At 34.8% G+C, this 25,393-nt stretch carries 21 protein-coding genes and 6 pseudogenes; 24 read left to right on the top strand and 3 right to left on the bottom strand.

Features of this window, described 5'->3' with window-relative positions; genetic code table 11:
- The first annotated feature begins 67 nt into the window (after positions 1-67).
- The 19 genes and pseudogenes from istA to NST13_RS09705 all read left to right on the top strand — a co-directional run bounded on the left by istA (position 68) and on the right by NST13_RS09705 (position 18,219).
- Positions 68-1,566: pseudogene (istA, locus tag NST13_RS09795) on the top strand (IS21 family transposase).
- Positions 1,566-2,318 (top strand): annotated as a pseudogene (istB, locus tag NST13_RS09790) (IS21-like element helper ATPase IstB). Before istA ends, istB begins: the two co-directional pseudogenes overlap by 1 nt.
- 548 nt (positions 2,319-2,866) lie before the next feature.
- Complete coding sequence (locus tag NST13_RS09785; protein WP_342580512.1) at positions 2,867-3,646, top strand: UPF0489 family protein; 780 nt, start codon at positions 2,867-2,869, stop codon at positions 3,644-3,646.
- A 120-nt stretch (positions 3,647-3,766) separates the two neighbouring features.
- Positions 3,767-5,239: a DUF5677 domain-containing protein gene (locus tag NST13_RS09780; protein ID WP_342580511.1), complete on the top strand. Its 1,473-nt coding sequence runs from the start codon at positions 3,767-3,769 to the stop codon at positions 5,237-5,239.
- The gene (locus tag NST13_RS09775; protein WP_208651676.1) at positions 5,229-6,326 is read left to right on the top strand and encodes a hypothetical protein; all 1,098 of its coding nucleotides are present in this window, start codon (positions 5,229-5,231) and stop codon (positions 6,324-6,326) included. Before NST13_RS09780 ends, NST13_RS09775 begins: the two co-directional genes overlap by 11 nt.
- Positions 6,327-6,345: 19 nt before the next feature.
- Positions 6,346-7,723 (top strand): annotated as a pseudogene (locus NST13_RS09770) (recombinase family protein); the annotation flags it as partial.
- Between the two features lie 140 nt (positions 7,724-7,863).
- The gene (locus NST13_RS09765) at positions 7,864-8,109 is read left to right on the top strand and encodes a single-stranded DNA-binding protein (protein WP_114218907.1); all 246 of its coding nucleotides are present in this window, start codon (positions 7,864-7,866) and stop codon (positions 8,107-8,109) included.
- 72 nt (positions 8,110-8,181) lie between these two features.
- Positions 8,182-9,021 carry a hypothetical protein gene (locus NST13_RS09760; RefSeq protein WP_114218908.1) on the top strand — a complete coding sequence of 280 codons (840 nt, stop codon included), beginning with the start codon at positions 8,182-8,184 and terminating at the stop codon, positions 9,019-9,021.
- Between the two features lie 28 nt (positions 9,022-9,049).
- Entirely contained in the window at positions 9,050-9,964 is a 915-nt protein-coding gene (locus tag NST13_RS09755; protein ID WP_074365814.1) for a hypothetical protein, read from the top strand.
- Positions 9,965-9,993: 29 nt separating this feature from the next.
- On the top strand, positions 9,994-10,572 hold the full coding sequence (locus NST13_RS09750; RefSeq protein WP_074365813.1) for a hypothetical protein: 579 nt from the start codon (positions 9,994-9,996) through the stop codon (positions 10,570-10,572).
- Positions 10,573-10,672: 100 nt separating this feature from the next.
- The gene (locus tag NST13_RS09745; protein ID WP_074365812.1) at positions 10,673-11,167 is read left to right on the top strand and encodes a nucleotidyltransferase family protein; all 495 of its coding nucleotides are present in this window, start codon (positions 10,673-10,675) and stop codon (positions 11,165-11,167) included.
- 62 nt (positions 11,168-11,229) lie between these two features.
- The gene (locus NST13_RS09740; RefSeq protein WP_074365811.1) at positions 11,230-11,487 is read left to right on the top strand and encodes a hypothetical protein; all 258 of its coding nucleotides are present in this window, start codon (positions 11,230-11,232) and stop codon (positions 11,485-11,487) included.
- Between the two features lie 508 nt (positions 11,488-11,995).
- Positions 11,996-13,567 carry a recombinase family protein gene (locus tag NST13_RS09735; RefSeq protein WP_342580510.1) on the top strand — a complete coding sequence of 524 codons (1,572 nt, stop codon included), beginning with the start codon at positions 11,996-11,998 and terminating at the stop codon, positions 13,565-13,567.
- A gap of 169 nt (positions 13,568-13,736) precedes the next feature.
- A complete protein-coding gene (locus NST13_RS09730) occupies positions 13,737-14,072 on the top strand; it encodes a metalloregulator ArsR/SmtB family transcription factor (protein WP_015009204.1) in 336 nt (111 codons plus the stop codon).
- A gap of 13 nt (positions 14,073-14,085) precedes the next feature.
- Positions 14,086-14,445 carry an arsenite efflux transporter metallochaperone ArsD gene (gene arsD, locus NST13_RS09725; protein ID WP_014097257.1) on the top strand — a complete coding sequence of 120 codons (360 nt, stop codon included), beginning with the start codon at positions 14,086-14,088 and terminating at the stop codon, positions 14,443-14,445.
- 1 nt (position 14,446) lies between these two features.
- Positions 14,447-16,219 carry an arsenical pump-driving ATPase gene (gene arsA, locus NST13_RS09720; RefSeq protein ID WP_034768465.1) on the top strand — a complete coding sequence of 591 codons (1,773 nt, stop codon included), beginning with the start codon at positions 14,447-14,449 and terminating at the stop codon, positions 16,217-16,219.
- Positions 16,212-16,742 carry a DUF2703 domain-containing protein gene (locus NST13_RS09715; RefSeq protein WP_342581841.1) on the top strand — a complete coding sequence of 177 codons (531 nt, stop codon included), beginning with the start codon at positions 16,212-16,214 and terminating at the stop codon, positions 16,740-16,742. Before arsA ends, NST13_RS09715 begins: the two co-directional genes overlap by 8 nt.
- Before the next feature lie 5 nt (positions 16,743-16,747).
- Positions 16,748-17,800 (top strand): ACR3 family arsenite efflux transporter, encoded by a 1,053-nt coding sequence (gene arsB / locus NST13_RS09710; protein WP_061857590.1) that lies wholly within the window; start codon positions 16,748-16,750, stop codon positions 17,798-17,800.
- 17 nt (positions 17,801-17,817) lie between these two features.
- Positions 17,818-18,219: an arsenate reductase ArsC gene (locus NST13_RS09705; RefSeq protein ID WP_342580509.1), complete on the top strand. Its 402-nt coding sequence runs from the start codon at positions 17,818-17,820 to the stop codon at positions 18,217-18,219.
- Positions 18,220-18,940: 721 nt separating this feature from the next.
- Here NST13_RS09705 and NST13_RS09700 read toward each other — a convergent pair.
- Complete coding sequence (locus tag NST13_RS09700; RefSeq protein WP_340715093.1) at positions 18,941-19,645, bottom strand: hypothetical protein; 705 nt, start codon at positions 19,643-19,645, stop codon at positions 18,941-18,943.
- A 285-nt stretch (positions 19,646-19,930) separates the two neighbouring features.
- Between NST13_RS09700 and NST13_RS09695 the strand changes: the two are divergent.
- The 3 genes and pseudogenes from NST13_RS09695 to NST13_RS09685 form a co-directional block, all read left to right on the top strand.
- A pseudogene (locus NST13_RS09695) lies at positions 19,931-21,271 on the top strand (alkaline phosphatase); the annotation flags it as partial.
- Between the two features lie 48 nt (positions 21,272-21,319).
- On the top strand, positions 21,320-21,841 hold the full coding sequence (locus NST13_RS09690; RefSeq protein WP_244151156.1) for an S-layer homology domain-containing protein: 522 nt from the start codon (positions 21,320-21,322) through the stop codon (positions 21,839-21,841).
- Between the two features lie 125 nt (positions 21,842-21,966).
- A pseudogene (locus NST13_RS09685) lies at positions 21,967-22,321 on the top strand (transposase); the annotation flags it as partial.
- Positions 22,322-22,490: 169 nt separating this feature from the next.
- On the opposite strand, the gene NST13_RS09680 reads toward NST13_RS09685, so the two are convergent.
- Positions 22,491-22,814: a hypothetical protein gene (locus NST13_RS09680; protein ID WP_126434377.1), complete on the bottom strand. Its 324-nt coding sequence runs from the start codon at positions 22,812-22,814 to the stop codon at positions 22,491-22,493.
- Between the two features lie 246 nt (positions 22,815-23,060).
- Here NST13_RS09680 and NST13_RS09675 point away from each other — a divergent pair.
- Positions 23,061-24,195: pseudogene (locus NST13_RS09675) on the top strand (IS3 family transposase).
- A 394-nt stretch (positions 24,196-24,589) separates the two neighbouring features.
- Here NST13_RS09675 and NST13_RS09670 read toward each other — a convergent pair.
- Positions 24,590-24,814 (bottom strand): hypothetical protein, encoded by a 225-nt coding sequence (locus NST13_RS09670; RefSeq protein ID WP_339287848.1) that lies wholly within the window; start codon positions 24,812-24,814, stop codon positions 24,590-24,592.
- A gap of 376 nt (positions 24,815-25,190) precedes the next feature.
- On the opposite strand from NST13_RS09670, the gene NST13_RS09665 reads away from it, so the two are divergent.
- Positions 25,191-25,349 (top strand): hypothetical protein, encoded by a 159-nt coding sequence (locus tag NST13_RS09665; RefSeq protein WP_342580508.1) that lies wholly within the window; start codon positions 25,191-25,193, stop codon positions 25,347-25,349.
- Positions 25,350-25,393: the final 44 nt, after the last annotated feature.

Genomic DNA, 25,393 nt, shown 5'->3' with positions numbered 1-25,393 from the left:
GGAGGATATAGAGGTGATTAGTTTGGAGAAAAAGCAATTAGTACTGATTGAGTACTATCAGCACAATATGAGCCAACGTCAAATTGCAGAAAAGCTCAAAATGTCTCGTAATACCGTAAAAAAATACATTGAGCAAGATCTAGCAGCTAGACAACAAGACACAAGGAATTTACCAATTACAGATAATTACGTTACGTCTCCAGCATATAAAAAGCGTAATGGAAAAAAGAGAGCTTTAACAAACACAGTGATGAAACGTATTCGCGAAATGATGAAACAGAACAAAAATAAGCGTGAAGTGAATATGCATAAGCAACAATTAAAGATTATTGATATACATGAAAAACTTTTAGACGAAGGTTTTAAAATTGGCTACACTACGGTTCGCAACTTCGTGAATCGTGAGGAAAAGAAGGAAAAAGAAGTCTTCATTCGTCAAGAGCCAACAGCTGGTCGTGAAATTGAGTTTGATTGGGGAGAAGTAAAATTATTCATTGACGGTAAGCTAAGAAGTCTTTCAATGGCTGTATTTACGTTAGCCTATAGCAATGATCGTTATGCCCGACTCTATGAATCGGAAACAATGGTTTGTGTACAGGATGCACACGTAAAATGTATTGAAGCCTTGGGCTTCGTACCGAATGTTTTTACATACGACAATATGCGTACCGTCGTCAAAAACTTTATTGGTTACGACCGCTTTATTACCGACGGTATGAAAAGTTTATCTTTGCATTATCATTTTCAGATTCGACTTTGTCAGCCTCGTAAAGGCAATGAAAAAGGCCACGTAGAGCGAAGTGTAGAATATATACGCCGGAAAGCATTTGCGCACCGTGATACGTTTACTTCTTTAGAAGAGGCACAGGAATATTTAGTTTCGATCATCGAAAAATTAAATCAACGTCCTCATTATTTGAAGGAGAAAACACATCATGAATTGATGTTGGAACAAAAAGCTGAACGTGCGGTAGCTTAACAGCTGCACCATTCGATCCGGCAGAATTAGTAGAACTACGTGTGGACAAATATAGTACTGTTACCTATCGGCACAACCGATATTCTGTACCTGAGGGGCATGTAGGAGAATATATTAAGTTAAAAGCTCGTGCTGAGGAAGTGCTTCTGTTTAGTGAAGGTGAATGTATCGCAAAGCATAAACGAAGCTGGCAAGTGCATGTCTGGGTGATGAATATTTACCACTATTTAAACAAGCTACAAAAGAAAAAAGGTGCCTTAGCCCAAAGTGAATGTTTGAGCCAAGCACCAAAACAAATAAAAAATATCTACCAACGTTATTATATCGGAAATGAAAAAGATTTTCTAGAGCTGCTTGTTTATACCAAAGAACGAGATTGCCTAGCAAGAGTATTAGAAGTCATTACTGAACTAGAAAAGAACCCTTTGGTTCAACTAACAACTGAAAAAATCATTTTCTTAGCAGAACAATCAGCGGAAGTACGTACTGTTCTAACTGGCCAAGATGATGTCGCCAGCCAATCCTTAGATAATCTCTCTTCATTAGCAGCGTTATTTCATTCTAAAGGAACAGGAGTGGTTCATTAATGGACAAGCAAAAAGAAATGATTGATATGTGCAAAGAATTACGTTTACCAAGTATTCGTTCTTTACTTGAACAGGAAGTCTTACTTGAACAATATACATCGCCAGCTGAGTTTCTTTATTTCGCTTTAAAACAAGAAATGGAGGATCGTTACGTACGAGCAAAAGCTAACCGAATTCGATTAGCCAATTTTCCAGAGAAAAAACTGTTAGAAGAATTAGATGTAGAGGCACTGCCGCAAAATGCGGCGGTCCGCCTTCCTCATTTGAAAGAGCTAAAGTTTATTCAGGACAAGCAGAATGTGTTATTAATTGGCTCACCTGGTACTGGTAAAACCCATCTTGCGATTGGATTAGGAATCGAGGCCTGTTTAGCAGGCTATAAAGTGTATTTCACGAGTGTAGCCTCACTTGTGAATCAATTAAAGGAAAGCCGTTCCGCAAGAACGTTACGCTCGTTTGAATTGAAATTTGAAAAGTATGATTTAGTCATCATTGACGAACTTGGCTACATTTCGTTCGATAAAGAAGGAGCAGAGCTTCTGTTTACGCACTGATCGTTACGTGCCGGTCGAGCAGCAACGATTATTACAAGTAACCTCACATTTGAACGTTGGGAAGAGGTCTTCCATGATCCAGTTTTAACCTCAGCGTTAACCGATCAACTCACGCATCGTGCACACATCATTAACATGATTGGTGGATCTTACCGAATTTTAGAAACGAAAGAATGGATGGAACAGAGCAACTTTTAGTGGCTCACATTTTAATTAACAATTGGCTCAAATTTAACTTGCGAAATACAAGGGCCATTTAATTAAATATACAATATTCAACAAATTTCTATAGAACCTTTATGAAATGACAATTTATTACTAGCATTATTGTAAGTACACTTAATAAATTGAGTGTTTAACTGAAACAAAACACTAAAGAAGATAGAAATTAACAAGCCTTTCATCTATTTAGCGAGTTACACAAAATATAAGATATGGGGAATTATGTGTGGGGTGATGGCGATTGAAACTGTCTGATCCATTTGTCAGATAAATAAATTTAGAAGTTAAAGAACATGGCGAAGAAGAAAAAAGATAGAATTGAATCATAGGGGACTCCTTGATTTGATGGGTGTTTCTTATTGATACTTACAAGCGTGTCAAGCGGTGTGATTAGGAATAAATAGTTTAAAAAGGAGTAAAAAACCTTTGTTGAACGAGAGCAGATTATTTAAAGAAAGGTTTCTTTATATTTAGCTGAATAATATAGGTAAAGATTAAAGGAGAAGAGGAGTGTGTAAACAAAAGTGACTTGGAGAGAGGACGATAAATGGAAAGTTGTGTTTCCAGAGCAAAAAATTTTTCTAATGAAGCACCATAATTGGGCATTTGTTGCATGGGATTTAGCTCGTGACAAGGGGTGGATTCAAAACAATGCAAAGCTATTTCATGTAGACCAGCACCTCGATGCTGTAAACGATGGAGCAATGGTTCCAGGTCTGTTACAAGCTAAGGGATTAAAGGAACTGTCATCTCTAACGGAAAGTAAATTAGGGAATGAAACAATTGTAGGAATAGATAACTTCATATGGGCTGGTTTTGCAAGAGAAACAATCCAAACAATAGTTTATGTTTCTCCAGAAGATAAAGATGGGTTATTCGATCAAGAGTCTCACTCACTTTACCTGCAAAAACATCTCCCCAAAAAACGGATAGAGAAACTTTGGGGGATTCATTGGGATTCAATAGAGATGCTAGAGTTTGCTAAGGAGATGAATCTCATGAACTCATATACAGAAGGACATTCCTTAATCTTAGACCTGGATTTGGACTTCTTTGCGTTCCAAAGTAAAACTGAATCTGGACATACTTGCTACATTCTAAAGGATACAGAGGAAATACGAAGGGACTTGCGTTCCCTGAGAGAAATGTATTCATGGGATGTCATTACTGTTGCTCTCTCTCCTGAACATTGGTATATTGGCGGGCCAGATAATGCAGAATATGTCTTAAAACTATTCCTTGAAGAGTTCCAAGTTGACCTCTCACAAGGTAGGGATTGGTCCGTTTTAGAAGAAAATTTATAATATGTTGTTCAATTTCTCTTTTTTGTTGTTGGCAAAACTCTGCTCTCTCTTTCTTTAATGGAGTAAGTTCTGTTAAACAATTATTAATACAAAAATAGATTGAAACAGGAGGTAAATCTGTTGGAAACAAAATGGCGAAGTAGATTGTCTGACCATAAATATATTAAAGGGAAAATTATTACTCCTATGAATTCAATACTTGGAGATAAATTAGCATTAAACTCTTGGACTAAAGAAAGATTACCAGAGTATCTATGGTTGGGATTAATACTACTCCATTACGGTAGAAAAGAAGGATTAGAAATTGGACAAAGAATCCTATATTTATTATCAAGATTAGATATAGATATTTATAAACCAAAAATATCTCAAATAACAAATGCTAAGGAACAAGAACAAAGGGAAATTTATGATATAATCAATCGTTTTGTCGAGCCAGCTGTTTTATCTCCTCTCACAATTTTATTTCGAGGTGATAAGTATGAACTGTTTAACAAATACTTTTACGTTAGAGAGCAAACTGTGGAGTATAGGTTATCAATAATCAGGGAGGCTGTTAAAGAGTTTAATGATCCACAATCTAATACAACTACTGATCTTCGATATCTTATTATTTGTTTACCATTATATATAGGGAAAATAAATTTGTTCGAAGGTCTTAATGGGGTGGAGGCTATCAAAAATTATAGCCTAATTGAACATGAAGATGAAAGAATGAGATTATACAGATCATCTATAAGATCTTTAGAGGGGTTAGACTTTGAAGAAAAGAACGACAGTTACATTTCCTATTTTTGGAGTGAGTTAGGAATGCTAACTGATTGTAAACCCATGTATATAGAGTTTCGTGAGCAAATTTCAGATGTAAATTTATTCATTGATGATACTAAAAAAGTATTAGAACAATTACTGTTAGAGAATAAAAAAAATTTATTAGAAGATGCAAAATTTAATGTACTACTAGGATCAACAGTATATATGACAAAAATATTTGAAGAACTAATTGATAAAAAATTGGAAAACTCTATTTTAGGGCGACATGCTTTTAGAACTATTTTAGAAGTTTACATTATGATGAAGTATTTGTTAATGAATGAAAATACAAATTCAAGTATTTTTTTAGATTATCAACTTTATGGAGTAGGAAAATATAAACATGTTTTGTTAAGAGCAAGAGAAAGTTCAATTGTTGATGAAAATAGCCATATTGAAATACCAATATTAAATGCACTTGTAAATGAACCTATGTTTGAGGAGTTTTTAGATATAGATGTTCGATACTTTGATACACAATCTATTAAAAAGAAGTTTGAAATAGTAGATGAAAAGGAATTATATGAAATTTATTATGAATATGATAACAACTATGTTCATGGCTTTTGGGGAGCAATACGAGAAAGTTCAATGATATTTTGTGACAACCCACTCCATAAATACCATTCGATACCTGATATAGAGAATTATCAAAAGTTACCGAGCGTTATTTATGATACAGAGAAAGTTTTTAGAAAGCACATAGAATTGTTAGCAAGTCAATATGAATTTCCAGATTGGTATAAACAGAAATATAAGGAGTTAAACTATGGAATTTAACAGTCCTGTATTAAACAAGATTCAGAAAGAATATAGTGATTTATTAATAAAGTATCAGCCATTTGTGTTGAAAGAAGATTTAGATTCAAATACTATTTTAAAAATAATAGATGAGGTCAAAATTTTTTGGCTTAAAAGATTAAGTTTGTTGGTTTTTGAAAATGATAGGCGTCCTAATTCAATTGAAAGTTTACTGTTATCGGGTGCTATATATTTAGATATAGATGATTTTGAACATTATTATTTCAAATTATTTGGAGATTACCATGTAGTTCCAGACCCTATATTGAAAATGGAACCTTTTTTTAGGATACCAGATGATAAGTTTGTAGATAAAAATACTATAAGAATTTTTAAAACCGCTTTTCATGATACGTTAAATCTGTTAAATAATATTGAAAACACAATCCATATTCTACCGATTAAATCAATGTTATTGAAATATGAAACTAAAAACGAAGATTTTATAAATAAGTTTTATTGGATTTTTATTTCAAGCATACTTAATACTAAAGTAAGTGGAAAACAGGAATTTTATGAGAAATTTAGAACGATATCAGACATCGAAAGTAAGATCGACGAATTTATTTTGAACAATCTAGTATACATTGACTCCACAGACTCTCAAATGACCTTAGAACAACGTTGTGAAAGATATAAAAAAGAATATCCCCAATTTCAAGATTTATCTAATATTGATGTATTTAACATAGCAACGTATTCATATGTTGCACAAACATTGGAAATCTTACTAACCTCTTTGGCATTAGGTTTTACTCCATATATTAGACATGATGTGACGTTTAGATATTTTTTATTATTAAAAGACACTTTTATTGATGATGTTCAGACTAAATTAATGATTGAGAAATCTATAATTTTTAATATTATGTATAATACAATTCCATTAGAAACACTATCTAAATTCAAATATGGAGAATACATTAAGCGGATAAAAGGTAAAAAACTTTTAGAAAATATACTAAATAATTTAAAAGAACTTAACATTAATATCATTCATGGAGGAGTAAAAACAGTTCAAGAGATAATCCTAGATGAAGTCAATAAAGTATTAGATATGTCATAAGTAAAATACTTCTGATTTAGAGTGGGAATTTGCAGGGATTTTTGCTGATGATGGTATCAGCGGCACAAATACAAAAAATCGCGACGAATTTAATCGAATGATTGATGAGTGTATGGCTGGGAAAATTGATATGGTTATTACCAAATCAATAAGCCGATTTGCTAGAAATACCTTGGACTGTCTACAATACATCAGAAAACTTAAAGATAAAAATGTTGCGGTATATTTTGAGAAAGAAAATATCAATACACTGGATGCCAAAGGTGAAATTATGCTTACCATTATGGCATCCTTAGCGCAACAAGAGAGCCAGTCATTAAGCCAGAATGTAAAGCTTGGCTATCAATACCGATACCAACAGGGAGAGGTAATGGTCAATTGTTCTAGGTTTTTAGGATATACCAAAGATGAAAATAAGCGATTAGTAATTGTGCCGGAGGAAGCTGAAATAGTTAAAAGGATTTACCGAGAGTATCTTGAAGGCTCAAGTATGGATAAAATCAAAAAAGGACTTGAAGCTGATGGCATACTTACGGGAGCGGGAAAAAAGGTGGCATACCAGTACTATAAGGAAAATATTAAGCAATGAAAAATACATTGGTGATGCACTGCTCCAAAAAACTTATACGGTAGATTTTCTTACAAAAAAGAGGGTTGTGAATAATGGAATCGTACCTCAGTATTATGTAGAGAATAACCATGAAGCCATTATCCCGCGTGAAATTTTCATGCAGGTACAAGAAGAGTTAGTTCGTAGAAGTAGAGGACATATAAGTACTAGTGGAAAGAAAAGAAACTTTAGTTCAAATCATGTGTTTTCACAAATTATCTTCTGTGGTGAGTGTGGCGAAATATACCGTAGAGTTCATTGGAATAACCGAGGTAAAAAATCGATTGTTTGGAGATGCGTCAGTAGACTTGAGAATACAGGGTTAACTTGTCATTCCCGAACTGTGCTGGAGGATATGATAGGCCTTGCTACGGTTGATGCAATTAATAAACTAATAGGGCAAAAGGATGGCTTTTTAACTATCTTAAAGGAAAATATAGAAACAGTGATAAGTGAAACGGACAATAATGTTGTTTCCGAGATAGATAAAAAGCTAGAGGAATTACAAAAAGACCTTTTGAGACTGGCCAATTCCAAAGAGGATTATAACGACATTGCTGATGAGATTTACAGGCTCAGAGAGGAAAGGCATAAGGCTTTAGCAGAAGAAGCTGGCAAAAAAGGCTCCAAGCAAAGGCTAGAAGATATGGAAAAATTCCTAAATGAACAATCCACCCTCCTTGAGGAGTATGATGAGCAACTAGTAAGGAGACTTATAGAGAAAATAACGGTCTATGATGATAAACTAACTATTGAATTTAAATCTGGTGTAGAAGTAGATGTATAAACATAACCTTCATGAATGACCACCATTCAGGAGATATATTCTCTTGATTGGTGGTTTTCTTTCATTGACTGGAATTGGTAAAAGGCATATAATCTTATTAACAATGTTGTTGATATTGTTATTGATAAGGAGATGACAACATGGGTGATGTTAATGAGTTACTAGAAGAAGCTATTAAGGAAACTGAAAACTTGAATGAAGGTGAAGTCTTTCTTGTTAAAGATCTGTTCAAGGGTTATGTATGGAATAGAATACCCAGAAAGGATCGACTTCTGCTTGGGACTTTATTTTTAAACTACGTAAATAAAATGGAAGGTAATATAAAGGCAATTGAAAAGACTTCATCTAATCAGCAGAGATATAAAAAGATTAACTCTGGATACTAGCCGAAATGATTTATTGGCTTTATATTAATCTTCCTAAGAATAGCAAAATCACATGCGAGAGGTGGTGAAAGAATGCTAAGCATTGAGGAATACATTGCACGAAGGAAAAAGGAAGATAAACTCAATGAATTTGACATTGATGCACGTGCACAAAATATTAAAATCTGTGTTGATTATGTATTTGAGTATTTTAACAACTATCTGAATATTACGGAAGCTGAGGAAAAAACAGTACTCCATAATGAAAAGTTGGAGAAATATCGTAAGCAGCTAAGAGAGTACGATCCTGAAGTTAGAGAATGGGCTGTTAGTATTTATAATGAGTACGGGAAGCAAATACACAGATACATTGGAAACATCATGAAGGAGAATGACCTTTTCTTTTTATATAATACTGATAGTGAATTTAGAAATGCTTCATATGATTGTTATTCACGACTAATTAAAAGGTTACCATTTCTTAAGGATCAGACAGAAATGCTTTTTCTTTTTATAAAAGAATATCATAGGGTAGAAAGTGAGCAAAAGTTTAATTTTGGGATACCGTCAATATCGGAAGAAATTACTGATTGGATTGAGAAAACCTGGGCAAAGCATCAAGTAAATCTTCTTGCCTTTGCTTATGATTGGATAAACAGTTTTTTTGATAATGAGGATATTTGGCCCTCAACACATAGAAGAAAGAGTCAATATAATTGGAGAAAGTACGATTATGATTATAGGCAAAAAAGTAACCTTTTTAATCTTGATTCTTTGTATAGAAAAATGCCGAAAAAGTCCTTTATAAAAGGTAGAAAGCAGGAATTTGAGATATTATTTATGTACTATTGGCTTCACGATATGGAAGGCGATGACGAGGGATATTGGCAGGAATATTTAGAGAAAGTGTTACCTACTTTGAAAAAGTTATAGTTATTAAATATTAGGTGAGGTGAAAAAAATGAATGATAAAGAAATAATTCTTTCAAAAATTGCAGAAATAGTTAGCAGACCAGGCTTTTTTATAAGAAAAAACTCGGAATTTAAGGCCAGATTAAAATGTGTGGGGCTTAATGACCTTTACGAAAAATATATAGACTATCTGGTGCCATATTTTTATAATCAAGGTTATGCGCACAAATTCGAGAATAATAACGAAGAATACGATGTGTTCTTAGGTTTAGATAGTATTTTCTCGGATTTATATAAGGAAAACAGGCATGAGGATATTATCAACCTGCTAAAAGAAATAACAAAATCTTTCAATGTAAGATACATTTGCGAAAATGGCGTTGAAGACTTTGAAGAACTAGCTAAACTTTACGAGATTTTAGGATTAAACATATCCATTGAATTTGAAAAAGTTAAAGTTTCTGCTTGCATGGAAAGTGACTTTGTAAGAGTAAGTGAGATGTTTTCTGTTGAATCATGGATAAAAAGTAACCATATAGAAGTATATGATGCTTACAAATCTGCAGTTGACGCTTATACACAAGGCCATTCAGGAGCTTGTATTGAATCATGTAGGACGTGTATTGTAAGTATATTTTCAAAATATAAGGGGACTGAAAAGTTTGCAAAATGGATGAGAGGTGTCTTTAATACTAGTGGAGACAGTGCAACTGCATCAGTCGCTGACTTAGATAGGGCCCTTAAATCAGATTTAAGAAAAGAAGATTTAGCAGAATTTTTTAATGAAAATAAAGATGGAAAGCTGACAAAGACAAAAACAATTTATATGATTTACTCTATGATGTCTGATTACGGAACCCACAGAAATGAGAATGCTATTGAATTGCCGACAGTTGAAGATGCGCTGTTTTGTTTGAGATTAACTGATAGCATTTTATTTTGGGTATATTCAAAAAACAAATAGCGATTTTTATTAGTTAAGGAGTGAATAAAATGTCCGACGTAAAAAATGCGTATGATCAGATTATTGATTTCTTGAACAATGAAACAGAGAAAACATTATTACTACGAGGTATCGCTGATAAGGAAAAGCATCAGGCCCTTCTTAAAGCTTTGAATGCTCAAGGGAACTTGAAAGGACTAATTAATTTAATTCATACAACAAAAGATGGAATGGAGAATTTCTTTCGATGGGCGGAACTTTATAAAGTTAACGTACCGAAGAAATATGGGCAAGGAATGAAATTATCCAATCTTACAATTTTCTTTGATAATCTGACCACTAAAAGTAGTAGTGATAAATATGATAATTATGCCTTCGATTTTATGATTGTATGGCCAATTCAAAGTGTAACAAAAAATGAAAAAGAGATTCAGATGCTGAAAGAAATGGCCGAACGTCAAAAGACAAAAAAGATCATTTATCTTACAATTAAGGAACCTTGGTACAACCCTGATTCTTTAGATTCTATTGTGGATCGAGTGATAAAACTGGACTGTGAGAATGATGACCCAAAAGAATATCAGCGTATTCTAGCCGCCTACGAAGAGGATATGAAAAGGCGCTATTAAGTTAGATTATATGAATTAACAGTATTACTTGGGAGGAATTTAGCATGGCTACTTTTTGGGATTTTATGAAATTAGATAGGAATTTGAACGGAGGGATTACATGGTAAGTAAAACTGACGCTATTGAGATAATAACGTACGCTGAAGAAAATGGAATTAACATATGGATTGATGGCGGTTGGGGAGTAGATGCACTATTAGAAGAAGAAACAAGAGTACACAACGATATTGATTTATTTGTGGAAGAAAGTAATGGTAAAAAGTTTATTGAAATATTAAAAGAAAATGGCTTTGCTGAAGTTATCGAAGCATATACTACCACATCTCATAAGGTTTATAAGGATAGTAAAGGTAGGATAATTGATCTTCATATATTTAAATTCAACGAACAAGGATACATTGTTTTTGAGGGAGAAGCATATCCTCCAGAAGTCTTTAGCGGCATTGGGAAAATAGGCGATAAAATGGTCAGATGTATTGATGCTGAATATCAAGTGTTATTTCATCTAGGCTATGAGCATGATGAAAATGATGTGCATGATGTAAAACTATTGTGTGAGAGATTTAATATTCCTATTCCGAGTGAATATAAGTAACCAACAAATTCCAATTTGTCTATCAATAGTGCAATAAATTAGAATTTAGAGGAGGAATAGATATGGCACGTTCTATTAGAGCTTCCCTTTCGGGATTTGGAAGTGAACTGTTGGAACGAATAAGAGAAGATGGCAATGCAAGGCTAGATGAAGCTGCCTTTGAAGAAAGAGTCATTGGGATTGAAAAGGCAGCTGCGGCTCTGAAGGAAGCTAAAGTTGAAGATGAGAAAGTCATTTACCTTTTGCAAAAATATTGGGATTTACGCCCTAGCGAGGCCAAGGGATTTTTGCTGCAAGAAAGATACACTGAAGAGAAGTAGAGGATTCCTGTGGGTAAACATCCCAAAGATAAATTCTATTTGTGCTGAAAAGCACATTCGGTTTAACTATGCAAATTTAGTGGATATGTTCCCGCCTACCGATAGTGCAAAAAGTGGCGATGACGTGTTTCCGCCTACCGACAATGTAAAAGACATCAATCCACCTCGCTCGTTGCATGTGGAGTGCGTGGTATTGATGTCAAGGGTTGAGAAATAAAGATACTTTAAGCACTTATAGATAAAGGGTTTCCTGACATTGAATTTTTCTCATGACATCTTTGTCGAGGACGTTAATGTCGGGAAACCCTCATTTTTATTCTTTGAGGAAACATGTCAACTACCATGAAAGTGATAGGGGTTGAGTTGATAGGTTAGATTTTTTATTGGGGTTGAGAAGGCAGGATAGATAATTAAAAAGATACCATAGGACAAGTAATTCAGAAGTATACAAATCCTTTTACACAAGCGGAATATGTATACAGCTTAATAGAAAGTGAGGTGCAGCAAGATGGCAGTTAATAAAAATGTAATGATTATACCTGCAATAAAACGTGTAGGCAACAATCGAAAAGAAGATGAAACACCAAAACTTCGGGTCGCTGCTTATTGCAGAGTTTCTACAGATAGTGATGAGCAGGCTAGTAGTTATGAAGTGCAGATTGAACACTATACAGAGTTTATCAAGAAGAATTCAGAGTGGGAATTTGCAGGGATTTTTGCTGATGATGGCATCAGCGGTACAAATACAAAAAATCGTGATGAATTTAATCGAATGATTGATGAGTGCATGGCTGGGAAAATTGATATGGTTATTACCAAATCAATAAGCCGATTTGCTAGAAATACCTTGGATTGTCTACAATACATCAGGAAACTTAAAGATAAAAATGTAGCGGTATATTTTGAGAAAGAAAATATCAATACACTGGATGCCAAAGGTGAAATTATGCTTACCATTATGGCATCCTTAGCGCAACAAGAGAGCCAGTCATTAAGCCAGAATGTAAAGCTTGGCTATCAATACCGATACCAACAGGGAGAGGTAATGGTCAATTGTTCTAGGTTTTTAGGATATACCAAAGATGAAAATAAGCGATTAGTAATTGTGCCGGAGGAAGCTGAAATAGTTAAAAGGATTTACCGAGAGTATCTTGAAGGCTCAAGTATGGATAAAATCAAAAAAGGACTTGAAGCTGATGGCATACTTACGGGAGCGGGAAAAAAAAGGTGGCATACCAGTACTATAAGGAAAATATTAAGCAATGAAAAATACATTGGTGATGCACTGCTCCAAAAAACTTATACGGTAGATTTTCTTACAAAAAAGAGGGTTGTAAATAACGGAATCGTACCTCAGTATTATGTAGAGAATAACCATGAAGCCATTATCCCGCGTGAAATCTTCATGCAGGTACAAGAAGAGTTAGTTCGTAGAAGTAGAGGACATATAAGTACTAGTGGAAAGAAAAGAAACTTTAGTTCAAATCATGTATTTTCACAAATTATCTTCTGTGGAGAGTGTGGCGAAATATACCGTAGAGTTCATTGGAATAACCGAGGTAAAAAATCGATTGTTTGGAGATGCGTCAGTAGACTTGAGAATACAGGGTTAACTTGTCATTCCCGAACCGTGCTGGAGGATATGATAGGTATTGCTACGGTGGAGGCAATTAATAAACTAATAGGGCAAAAGGATGGCTTTTTAACTATCTTAAAGGAAAATATAGAAACAGTGATAAGTGAAACGGACAATACTATTGTTTCCGAGATAGATAAAAAGCTAGAGGAATTACAAAAAGACCTTTTGAGGCTGGCCAATTCCAAAGAAGATTATAACGATATAGCCGATGAGATTTACAGGCTCAGAGAGGAAAGGCATAAGGCTTTAGCAGAAGAAGCTGGCAAAAAGGGCTCCAAGCAAAGGCTAGAAGATATGGAAAAATTCATTAATGAACAATCCATCCTCCTTGAGGAGTATGATGAGCAACTAGTAAGGAGACTTATAGAGAAAATAACGGTCTATGATGATAAACTAACTATTGAATTTAAATCTGGTATAGAAATTGATATAGAAAAATAAAACGAATTTGACCGCCGATTGAGGTGCAGTGGCATCTTAGTCGGCGCTTTTTGTCGTTAACTTATTATAAAACCATATTGATAACTATCGATATGCCTGATATTCTTGTTATAAGATATCGAGAATATTCGATGTCATTGATACATATGAATATATAGGAGGTAATTTTATGAAACATTCATATGCAGATTATGTTCCTGCAATTAAGGCTATGTCAGATGAAACACGGTTAAAGATTATAGATATGCTATCGTGTGGAGAAATGTGCGCATGCGATATATTAGAAGAATTCAGTATTTCTCAATCCACTCTTAGTTATCATATGAAGATATTATCTGAAAGCGGTCTTGTAAATGCAGTACGTGATGGGGCTTGGATGAGATATACATTAAACAAAGAAAAAACGGATGAGGTTATAGCTTTCTTTACATGCATAACAAACGATAAAGAAGATTGTATTTGTAAAAAGAGCAAAAATAAAAAATCTGATAATCAATGTTGTTAAGGAGGATTTAGTAATGAAAAATATTGAGATTTTTGACCCAGCAATGTGTTGCTCGACAGGAGTTTGTGGACCATCTATTGACCCAGAGCTGTTAAGAGTAGCAACTGTTATTAATTCGCTTAAAGAAAAAGGGATTATTATAAAAAGGCATGGTTTGTCAAGTGAACCTCAGGATTTTATCTCCAATAAAGTTATAAGTGAAATTCTACAAAAGGAAGGAGCAGATATTCTTCCTGTAACACTGGCAGATGGTGAAATTGTAAAAACCAAAAGCTACCCAACAAACGAAGAGTTTTCAGAATGGTTAGGGGTGGAAATAAGCACAAAACCTCAAAAGAAGAGCGGCTGCTGCGGACCAAAGGGGTGCTGTTAAGATGTTAAAGAATAATTATGAGCCATTTAGTTTAGATGGGATAAATCTGACTAAGTATATGTTTTTCACAGGAAAGGGTGGTGTAGGTAAAACCTCAACCGCTTGTGCTGTGGCAGTAAATTTAGCTGATAATGGAAAAAGTGTTCTCCTTATAAGCACTGATCCTGCATCCAATTTGCAGGATGTTTTTAATACTGAGCTTGATGGCAAAGGTGTGCCGATTGATGGAGCGCCGGGTTTAGTTGTGGCGAATCTTAACCCAGAGGAAGCTGCCAGAGAGTATAGGGAATCGGTTATTGCTCCATATAGGGGGAAGTTGCCGGATAGTGTAATTGTAAATATGGAGGAACAACTCTCGGGTTCATGTACTGTTGAAATTGCCGCTTTTGACCAGTTTTCGAACTTCATCACTGATAAATCCACAGAGAATAAATACGATTATATTATTTTTGATACTGCTCCGACAGGGCACACACTTCGTATGCTGCAATTACCATCAGCCTGGAGTAATTTTATCAGTGAAAGTACACATGGGGCGTCATGTTTAGGTCAGCTCGCTGGACTTCAAGATAAAAAGGATATGTATAAGAATGCGGTTGAAAACCTTGCAGATAAAGATAAAACAACTTTGATATTGGTATCAAGGCCGGAGGAAACTCCTTTGATTGAAGCTGAACGTTCAAGCCATGAGCTTAGTGAGCTAGGGATAAACAATCAGGTTTTAGTTATCAATGGTATACTGAGTGAAGCAACTGACGATGTTTCGATTAAAATGTTAGATAAGCAGCAAAAGGCTTTGGAAAATATGCCACAGGGTTTAAAAAAGTTTAAGATTTTCACTATACCACTTCGTTCCTATAACGTTGTAGGTATTGATAATATTAGAACATTTTTATATAGTGACGAATACACAAAAAATAGTATTTATAGCAAATCCTTAAATTTAAGAAACCTAGATGTTCTGATTGAAGATATTTATAGGGCAGGTAAAAAAGTGATATTTACAATGGGCAAAGGCGGTGTTGGAAAAACAACTATTGCTGCAACCATTGCAGTGGCTCTTGCTAGAAAGGGTGTTAAGGTACATTTAACATCTACAGACCCAGCTAATCATCTCAAATATGTGGTTGAAGATACTGAAAATATTAAGCTAAGTAAAATAGATGAAAAGCAGGAACTATTGCGATATCAAAATGAGGTATTAAGTAAGGCTCGTGAAACAATGAGCGAAGATGATGTTGCTTATGTTGAAGAGGATTTACGCTCTCCATGCACACAGGAGATTGCAGTATTTAGAGCATTTGCTGAGATTGTTGACAAGGCTGAAAACGAAGTTGTAATAATTGATACTGCACCAACGGGTCACACGCTTCTGTTGCTTGATTCTACACAGAGTTATCATAAAGAGGTTCAGAGAACAAAAGGTGAAACGCCAATATCTGTTCAAAGATTACTTCCAAGACTTCGGGATGAGAAACAAACAGAGGTTATTATTGTTACATTACCTGAAGCAACACCGGTATTTGAAGCTCAGAGACTGGGTGATGACCTGAATAGAGCGGGAATTAATAACAAATGGTGGGTGGTTAATCAGTGCCTTTCATTGACGAATACTAAAAATAGTATGTTAATAGCTCGCGCTGATGCTGAAAAGCAATGGCTGGAAAAAGTTAAGCAAATAAGTTCTGATAACTTTGTTGCAATCCCCTGGTTTCAGGATGCATCAATTGAAAATATAGTGAACTTTTCTGGAGGTAGTAAAAGTGATGAATAAAAGTGATGCTGGCTGTTGCTCTTGTGGCAGTGGCTGCTGCGGACAAGAACAGAAAAAAAGGCAGATTATAATTGATTTTCTTTATCTCGACCTAAGTGTATGTAAGAGGTGTCAAGGAACTGAAACTAACCTCTATGATGCAGTCAATGAAGTATCTACAGTATTAAGTGAGGCAGGATTTGAGATAGTAGTTAATAAGATTAATATAAATTCAAGGGAGTTAGCCATTGAACACCATTTTTTAAGTTCTCCAACCATTCGTGTAAATGGCAGGGATATTGCTCTTGAGGTTAAGGAATCTTCCTGCAAAGAATGTGGAGATCTATGTGGTGACTCTGTGGATTGCAGAGTTTGGGTGCAGGATGGTATAGAGTATACGGAACCACCAAAATCCATGATTATTAACGCAATTTTGAAAGAAGTTTATGATGGCCATAGTTCAATCCCCTTGACAAATGAGAAATATGAAATCCCACAAAACTTAATTACATTTTTTGATAGCTTAGAAAGAAAGGGGGATTGATTTACATGAGTAAGGAACGTAATAGTGGAATTGGATTTTTTGAAAAGTACTTAACCGTATGGGTTATTTTATGTATGTTTGCAGGGGTATTGATTGGAAAGTTTTTACCCGGAATTCCAGCGTTTTTAGGACGTTTTGAATATGCAAATGTTTCAATACCTATGGCGATTTTAATCTGGCTTATGATATATCCAATGATGCTAAAAGTAGATTTTCAAAGTATTAGAAATGTAGGAAAAAATCCTAAGGGGCTTTTTGTTACATGGATAACTAACTGGCTGATAAAGCCTTTTACCATGTTCGGCATTGCATGGCTGTTTTTCTTTGTAATTTTTAAATCTCTAATTCCGGCAGAATTGGCACAAGACTATCTTGCGGGAGCAATACTTCTTGGAGCGGCACCGTGTACAGCGATGGTATTTGTATGGAGTTATTTGACTAAAGGCAATGCGGCTTATACCGTCGTGCAAGTAGCAACAAATGATCTTATAATTCTCATAGCTTTCACGCCCATAGTTGCGTTTCTTCTAGGTGTGGGCGGTGTAACCATACCCTGGGACACTCTTGTTTTATCTGTAGTATTGTTTGTTGTTATCCCGCTGGCTGGTGGTATAATTACCCGTAATTACATCACAAAAAAGCGAGGACTCGATTACTTTGAAAAGAGTTTTATACCGAAGTTTGGGAATATCACTACCATAGGTCTATTGCTAACATTAATAATAATCTTTTCATTCCAGGGCGATGTAATTCTGAACAATCCACTCCATATTGTTTTAATTGCTATACCATTAATTATTCAGACTTTCCTAATCTTTTTCATTGCATATCTAGCAAGTAAGGTTATAAAACTACCTCATGAGATAGCAGCGCCTGCTGGTATGATTGGTGCCTCTAACTTTTTTGAACTGGCAGTTGCCGTTGCGATTGCATTGTTTGGAACACAAAGCCCAGCTGCACTTGCTACCATTGTAGGGGTTCTAACAGAAGTGCCTGTTATGTTGATATTAGTAAAGATAGCGAATAATACAAGGCACTGGTTTCCAGAAAAAAGCTAGAAAGGAGGTAATGCTTAGTGAGTAATAAACTAAAGGTCGCATTTATATGTGTTCATAATTCATGTCGAAGCCAAATAGCCGAGGCACTTGGTAAGCACTTTGCAGGAGATATATTTGAAAGCTACTCTGCTGGCACAGAAACAAAACCTCAAATTAACCAGGATGCTGTGCGCCTAATGAAAGAGCTTTATGATATAGATATGGAGAAAACTCAACATTCAAAGTTGCTTGATGAACTACCTCCAGTAGATATTGTTATTACAATGGGGTGTAATGTGGAATGCCCTTACCTTCCATGTAAACACAGGGAAGATTGGGGGTTGGATGATCCTACAGGTAAGAGTGATGAGGAATTTAAAAAAGTAATATCAACTATAGAAACAAAAATAAAAGAGTTAAAAGCAAAACTAAAGTCATAATAATTATAACGCCAATTACAAATCTAGTAGTTGGCGTTATAATTATATATGTCGATATGTTCCCGCCTACCGATAGTGCAAAAAGTGCCTTTGACTTGTTTCCGACTACCGACAATGTAAAAGACATCAATCCACCCCGCTCGTTGCATGTGGAGTGTGTAGCGAAACTAGCCTTGAAATTGTAGAAACTGAATAAACTTGTGCGAAAATGAAAATAAAGTTTTGCGAGAAAAAAGGGAAAGGGGAAGGGAAATCCTTATTTCTCAAGCCCTTTCCCCTTTTCCATGTCAAAAGTTTATTTTTCGGTCTTTATTCTGTTTGACAACACTTTTTCGAAACCATCATAAATGCAAAACGAGCGAAAACTAAAACTATAAGTTAAAGTTAATGAGTTCTGCTGCTCAACAAACATTAAAGCAATTTAATAAAGACGAATTTTTCGAATGAAGTTATTCGCAATTCAAATACAAAAAGGCAGAACATTTCATATTCCAATGTCACCGGCTTTTAAGAAAAAGCAAGTTGTAGATGATCTATGCAAAAGAGTATGAAAGTCGGACAATTGAGAGGGAAAGTCCTCTCTTGTCTAAAGCTGATTCATTCTGACGGCAAGATGACAGGTTTTCTTGGCTAAACTTCTATAAACAAGTACACCTATTTCATTCAGCTTTCAGGCTGATCAATGAACTTCACTCTTCTTTTCAAAGTTAAAGTCGCACTATTAGAATTTTATTTCTATTATTTTTTTGCCGGCAATTTCTTTATGTTCTTTATTTAGCACTTCACTTGTCATTAGTTTGATCCATTCTAAATGATTACTCTTAGCTTTGTCTTCTTGCCCATGAACATGGTTATTTAAAGGAAATCCCATGTTGCCTATCTTCTCTTCGCTGCCGCTATACATGCCGTTTAATTCTTCAAGATAAAAATCATTTTCCCAAGTCATCTTTTCCCCTGAGCTTGTTTCTAATAAAGCGATTGGTGCGAAGTATACTTCTTCATTTGTTGTATTTTTAATCTTCATCTGCACTCTTATAAAATCAAAGTCTTCTGCTTCATGTGTAAATCCATGGAAAAAATCAATTAAGTTATATGCTGGAAGATAATGAAGTACTTTGACATCTAATATGGTTAACTCTATAGGACCGATTTTATACGTTTTGTTCACCTCTTTTATGTCTTCTAATATCAATTTTCCTTTTTCATCCCAAAACGAATCACCGGCTTTTTGTAATGACGAATCGTCTGTAACTTGAGGATTACCGCTATATTCTGTCTTTGAATACTCGGTCTTATTTGCTTCGTTTTCTCTTATTTCGCTTTGATTAGCAGCTTTTGTCCGGGTTATTTCTTCTTTTTTATCTTGATTGGCTGAACATCCAAATAACAGCATAAAACTTAAAATCAATGGAACATATTTCACCATTCGTGTTCCTCCTAAAACGAAATTTTAAGTAGCATAAATTTATGATAATAAAGAAATATGAATTTTCTTTTAATATAAATTAAATGAATGTAAATTGGTGTAAAAATAATGGCATATCTCTTTGAAGCATTACGTCTAGAATGAACAGTTTTTGTACAGTTGGTCAAGTTTAATTGTTATTGTATTTTCGGAAATTTTACAAATATTAATAGAAAATTCATAATCTATTAATACAATCGTTGTATGTTTATTATTGATATAAAACATTGTAAGGAGGTTTTGTATTTGGACAAGAAGAAGTTTTTTAGAGGATTAACGGCGTTCACGTTAGCTTCTAGTTTAGGAGTCAGCAGCTTAGTAACGAATCATGATGTTGTCAAAGCTGAGACAAAACCGAAGCAAGTTAAAAATATCATCTTTATGATAGGGGACGGAATGGGGGTTTCTTACCTAACAGCACATCGTTATATGAAAGATAACCCTGATACATTTGTTGTCGAAAATACAACATTTGATGACTACTTAATTGGTATGCAATCTACAAATCCAGAAGATGAACATCAAAATATCACGGACTCTGCTTCTGCAGCAACAGCGATGTCAGCCGGTATTAAAACGTATAATGCGGCTATCGCGGTTGATAATGATAAGACGGAAGTAAAAACGGTATTGGAAGCAGCAAAGGAAAAAGGAATGTCGACAGGTCTTGTAGCGACATCAGAAATTACGCACGCAACACCGGCTGCTTACGGTGCCCATGATGTGAACCGAAAGAACATGAATGCGATTGCGGATGACTACTATGACGAATTAATCAATGGCCAACATAAGATTGATGTCATGTTAGGCGGAGGACTTAAGAACTTCATTCGTGAAGATCGGAGTTTAGTCGAAGAATTTAAAAAAGATGGATACAGTTTTGTGACAAATGAAGATGAATTGTTAAAAGACAATAACGAACGTATTTTAGGATTGTTCGCTGAAGGCGGTCTTCCTAAACGCATTGACCGTACTGAAGAAACTCCGGATCTAGAAGAAATGACAAGAGAAGCGATTGAACGTTTAAGTAAAAACGAAAATGGTTTCTTCTTAATGGTTGAAGGAAGCCAAATTGACTGGGCTGGACATGATAATGACATTGTAGCGGCAATGTCTGAAATGGAAGATTTCGAACAAGCTTTTAAAGTAGCTCTTGATTTTGCGAAAAAAGACGGTGAAACCTTAGTCGTATTAACAGCAGACCATTCTACAGGGGGATTCTCATTAGGAGCTAATGGTATTTATAACTGGTTCCCAGAGCCAATCAAAGCAGCGAAAAGAACACCTGATTTTATGGCAGAAAAAATCGTCAATGGTGCAAATGTGAGAGAAACATTAAAGAAATATATTGCTCTTGATTTAACGGAAGAAGAAATTAAATCCGTAGAAGACGCTGCGCAAACGAAAGACCTTAGAACAATTGATGATGCGATTGAAGCAATTTTTAATACCCGTTCTGTTACTGGTTGGACAACAGGCGGTCATACTGGAGAAGATGTAGCGGTTTATGGATACGGACCGCAAATTGAACGTTTTGCTGGTAAAATTGACAACACTGATCATGCGAAAATTATTTTTGACATTTTAGAAAATAAAAAAGTGAATAAACCAAAAACAGGACAAACTCCTGCCGATATGAAAGAGGGTCAATTTGCTTATAATGAAATTCAACATTTAATCAGTCAAAATGTCATTTCTCTAGATGATAAAGGAAACTACTATCCAAACAAAGCGATTACACGCGCTGAGGCAGCTGTTATGTTGCAGCGTGCATTAAATCTTGAGATTCCAACTGATTTAAACGCTTTTAAAGATGTGAATGAAAATCATCCATATGCTAAAGAAATTGCTGCAACAAAAGCAAAAGGCATTTTTAAGGGAAAAGCAGATGGAACATTTGGTGTTAATGATGTATTAACCCGTGAACAAATGGCGACTATTTTAGTTCGTGCGTTTTCTTTAAAAGCTCAAAACCATGTTCAAGTAAAATTATCTGATTTAAAATCCGCTTCGCCTGCTCATCAAGAAAATATAAAAATCCTTTATCAAAATGGGGTAACAACTGGTAGAAAAGGTGGAATGTTTGATCCACGTTCTAAAACGACACGAGCTGAATTTGCAGTGTTCTTATATCGTGCGTTAAATTTAAATAATTAAGGTACATGATAGATTATAGAAGAAAGCCTGAAAACCTTAGTTCCACTACACATATAGGGAACTAAGGTTTTTATTTGGTTATATGTAAATTATTAGGTGTTGGATATGAAGTGTACTTCTTTTATGTTAGGCCCATCCTCCGGCGTTTTCGCTATTTTCAGCGAGCTTGCGGGCTTCGGGAAGTCCCTCCTCGTTTTTCCGCGCGGCGAAGTGGTTGAGAACAGGGATTTCCTGTTTTTCGCGCACAGCTGCTCAAAGATTTAGAAGTACGGTATCCCCAAATTGTGTGGATCCGACAGCACGGAACTTCGAAGTAGTTTTTACGATTCGCAAGCAAAATGAGGAGCGGCCACCCGATACCACTGGTTTAAAGGATATAAGCTCCATCTCTCCACCACTGCCGAGGGAATCATTTTATCTCCTGTGTTGACCACAGCGAATCGGAATGATGCGGCAGTAGCACCAGAATTGCTTGTTTCAGGATATAGTTCTAAAGAAATAACATCTTGAACACGGGTATTAAGAAAACAGCAAACACTATCCACTTCTGAATAATTGTTCTTACTGTATAGTCAACACACGTTGAGTGCGTTTCGCAGATAGTTTTAAAATGAAAAAAATGAGGCAAGATAAGGTTTCTCTCTTGCCTCTATTCAATTTTTGGTGTGGTAAACCGGTAATGAATTATTGGTGTACCGTCCTCTTTTACCTCGATTCGATTAATCAGTCGATGGAGAATATCCTCGGTTAATTCATCGAAATTTAGGAATTGAAGTAATTCCTTTTTGAGCTTTTCAATTGTTTCGATTACATCCTCGCTTTCCATCAATGAAAGAAGTTCATTTTTCTGTTCCATTAATTCAGTTAAATCCTTGTTCGTTGCTTCAATACTCTCTTGATATTCTTCATTGGTAATGATTCCGTCAGCTAACAGGTTGATGAATTTCCTTTTTCGATTTTTTAAAACATCCATCTGTTTGTTAATCTTATTGATTTTCTTTTGAGAATCCGATTTTGTACTTTTCGATTTTCTCTCCATCTTCTTTATATATTGCTCTTTGTCAATTTGATGAATTAAGGATTTTATGTCATTTAGAATTGTTTCTTTTAAAAAATCCTCTTTTATTGTGTGGGCGGTACAAGTAGATGTAGTATAGATTTATGGACACAACTTGGTTAAGTCATTAATATTAAACTAACGAAAGGTTGTGTCCGAATCATGAGTCAAAAACGGTATAATCAAGAATTTAAACAAACAGTAGTTGAGCTTTATCGCTCAGGCACTCCAGTCAGTCAACTCTCTAGCGAATATGGTGTTTCAGAAGTAACGATTTATAAATGGATTAAGCAACTCTCTCCAATTGAATGTGAACAGGAATTAACTTTGGCTGATATAGAAGCCATTCAAAAAGAAAATCTTCGATTAAAACAGGAGATCGAAATCTTAAAAAAGGCTATGACCATATTCGCGAGAAAATAGATGAGCAAGAACTGATTGACTTGATTACAAAAGAAAGCGAACATCATCCAATCCAAATGATGTGTCTTGTTTTAAAGATGCCTAAAAGTACGTATTATCAATCGTTTCACAAGAAGCCGAATAGCTATCATGTCGCCAACGAACAACTGCTTGAACGAATTCGAGCAATCCATAAAGAAAGTAAGGGTCGTTATGGGGCCCCTAAAATCTTTGAAATACTTAAAAAAGAAGGCTATACAGGCAGTATCAATCGAGTTCAACGTTTGATGAAACAAGCAGGCATCCAATCATGTATTGTAAAAAAATTCCGCCCAACACCAACACAAAAGCCCGTAGAAGAACGAGAAAATGTATTAAATCAAGATTTCACTACAACAACAATCAACGAAAAATGGGTAGCTGATATTACATATGTCCATACGCTTCGTGATGGTTGGTGTTATCTAGCGTCCGTTCTTGATTTACATACAAAAAAAGTGGTCGGATATAAATTCTCTCGTACCATGACATCAGAAATTGTGCTGGAAGCACTTCAGAATGCGATTCAAGATCAAAAGCCCGATCCTGGTCTTATCGTGCATACAGATTTAGGAACACAATATACAAGTGAAGCCTTTCAAAAACTACTAAAAAACATGAAATGGTTCCGTCATTTAGTCGAAAAGGATGTCCATATGACAACGCTTGTATTGAATCTTTTCATGCCATATTGAAAAAAGAAGAAGTGTATCTAACCAAATACGAAAGCTTTGAGACAGCGAGAATTGCGTTATTTCAATTCATCGAAGGTTGGTATAATCGCAAACGAATTCATGGAAGCATTGGTTATTTGACACCGGATGAATACGAAAAAATGTGCCGAATAGCAGCGTAAAACATGGGGTACAGAACACTTCCCCCCTTCACATTTTTTTGGCACAACAGCCATGGGTTTATTTCTCCACGTCCCAAGTAGATTGTCAAAGGCTCTTTTCACTTTGACAATCTACTTGGGATGTGGAACAATCCATGAATGGTTGTTGTGCAAAAAAACTTAATCTTTTTGTGTCCAAAAACTTGACGTAGATCCAATTTTCGGATGTGCAAATGGCATTATTCTATTATTAGATTATAGTAGCAACGTTTATTAAGAATAGTAATTAATATTTTTATTTGACGTAATAAAAAATAGGCATCTACATTGTAATCGGGTAGATGCTTTTCTTATGTTTCACTTCCTCCAAGATCTTTCTTTTTGAAAGGTGTGTCTGAAAAGTTCCATCACTTGATTATTTTATTTTATCAGCAATATGAATTGTATATCCTTCACTATTTATTTGATAACTAACACTTGTTGCAAAATGTCTATTTTTCGGATAAATCAGCTTCAAATGGATTTTTCCATTTATTTTACTATTTGGTTTCACTGTCACATATCTAATTACATCATTTTGGATTCCGCTCGGTACGTTAATTCCAGAACTAATATATAATTTTGTGATAGGCTTAGCCACCCTAATTTCATCATCGGTTTGATTATAAATTCTTGTTTGAAATGTGGTGATAAATAGTAAATAATTATTAATTTTTACTTCAACTAAAACCCCATTCTCTTCACCTAAATATACATATTCCTTATGAAGAAGCTTACTAGAAAATAAAATAAAAAATATAATGATAATTAAATAAAATTTTTTTTCATTTAATCACCCTATTTTCAAATTTTTTGTTGATTTCTATATACCAATATTATACCATTTAGGTAAAAAAAGGGAGGTATTTGAGATAAGATTAATTAATCATTTACTAGTATTTTTTGTTACTTTTTTTCTTTTTTTCACTAGTACATCTTTTGTAATGGCTTCCGAGATTAATAGAAATCCGACTCAAATGGAATTGGAGAAAAACATTAAATTAAGGAAAACCCTTGGATTTGATATAAATAGAAATCATGTATTATCAATTTTAAATGATGAAAACAAAGAAGAACGCTTTTCTTATGGATTTACAAAAGAAGAAGCAAAAGAATTTGATAGATGTAAACGCTAAACTAGAATCAACAGTTTTCCACAAATAGAACTCAACAGAATTCC

The sequence above is a fragment of the Ureibacillus sp. FSL W7-1570 genome (genome assembly GCF_038593265.1).
Classification (GTDB): Bacteria; Bacillota; Bacilli; order Bacillales_A; family Planococcaceae; genus Ureibacillus; species Ureibacillus suwonensis.
The sequence above is the reverse complement of the archived record's forward strand: the minus strand, read 5'-3'. Positions and strand labels throughout refer to the sequence as shown.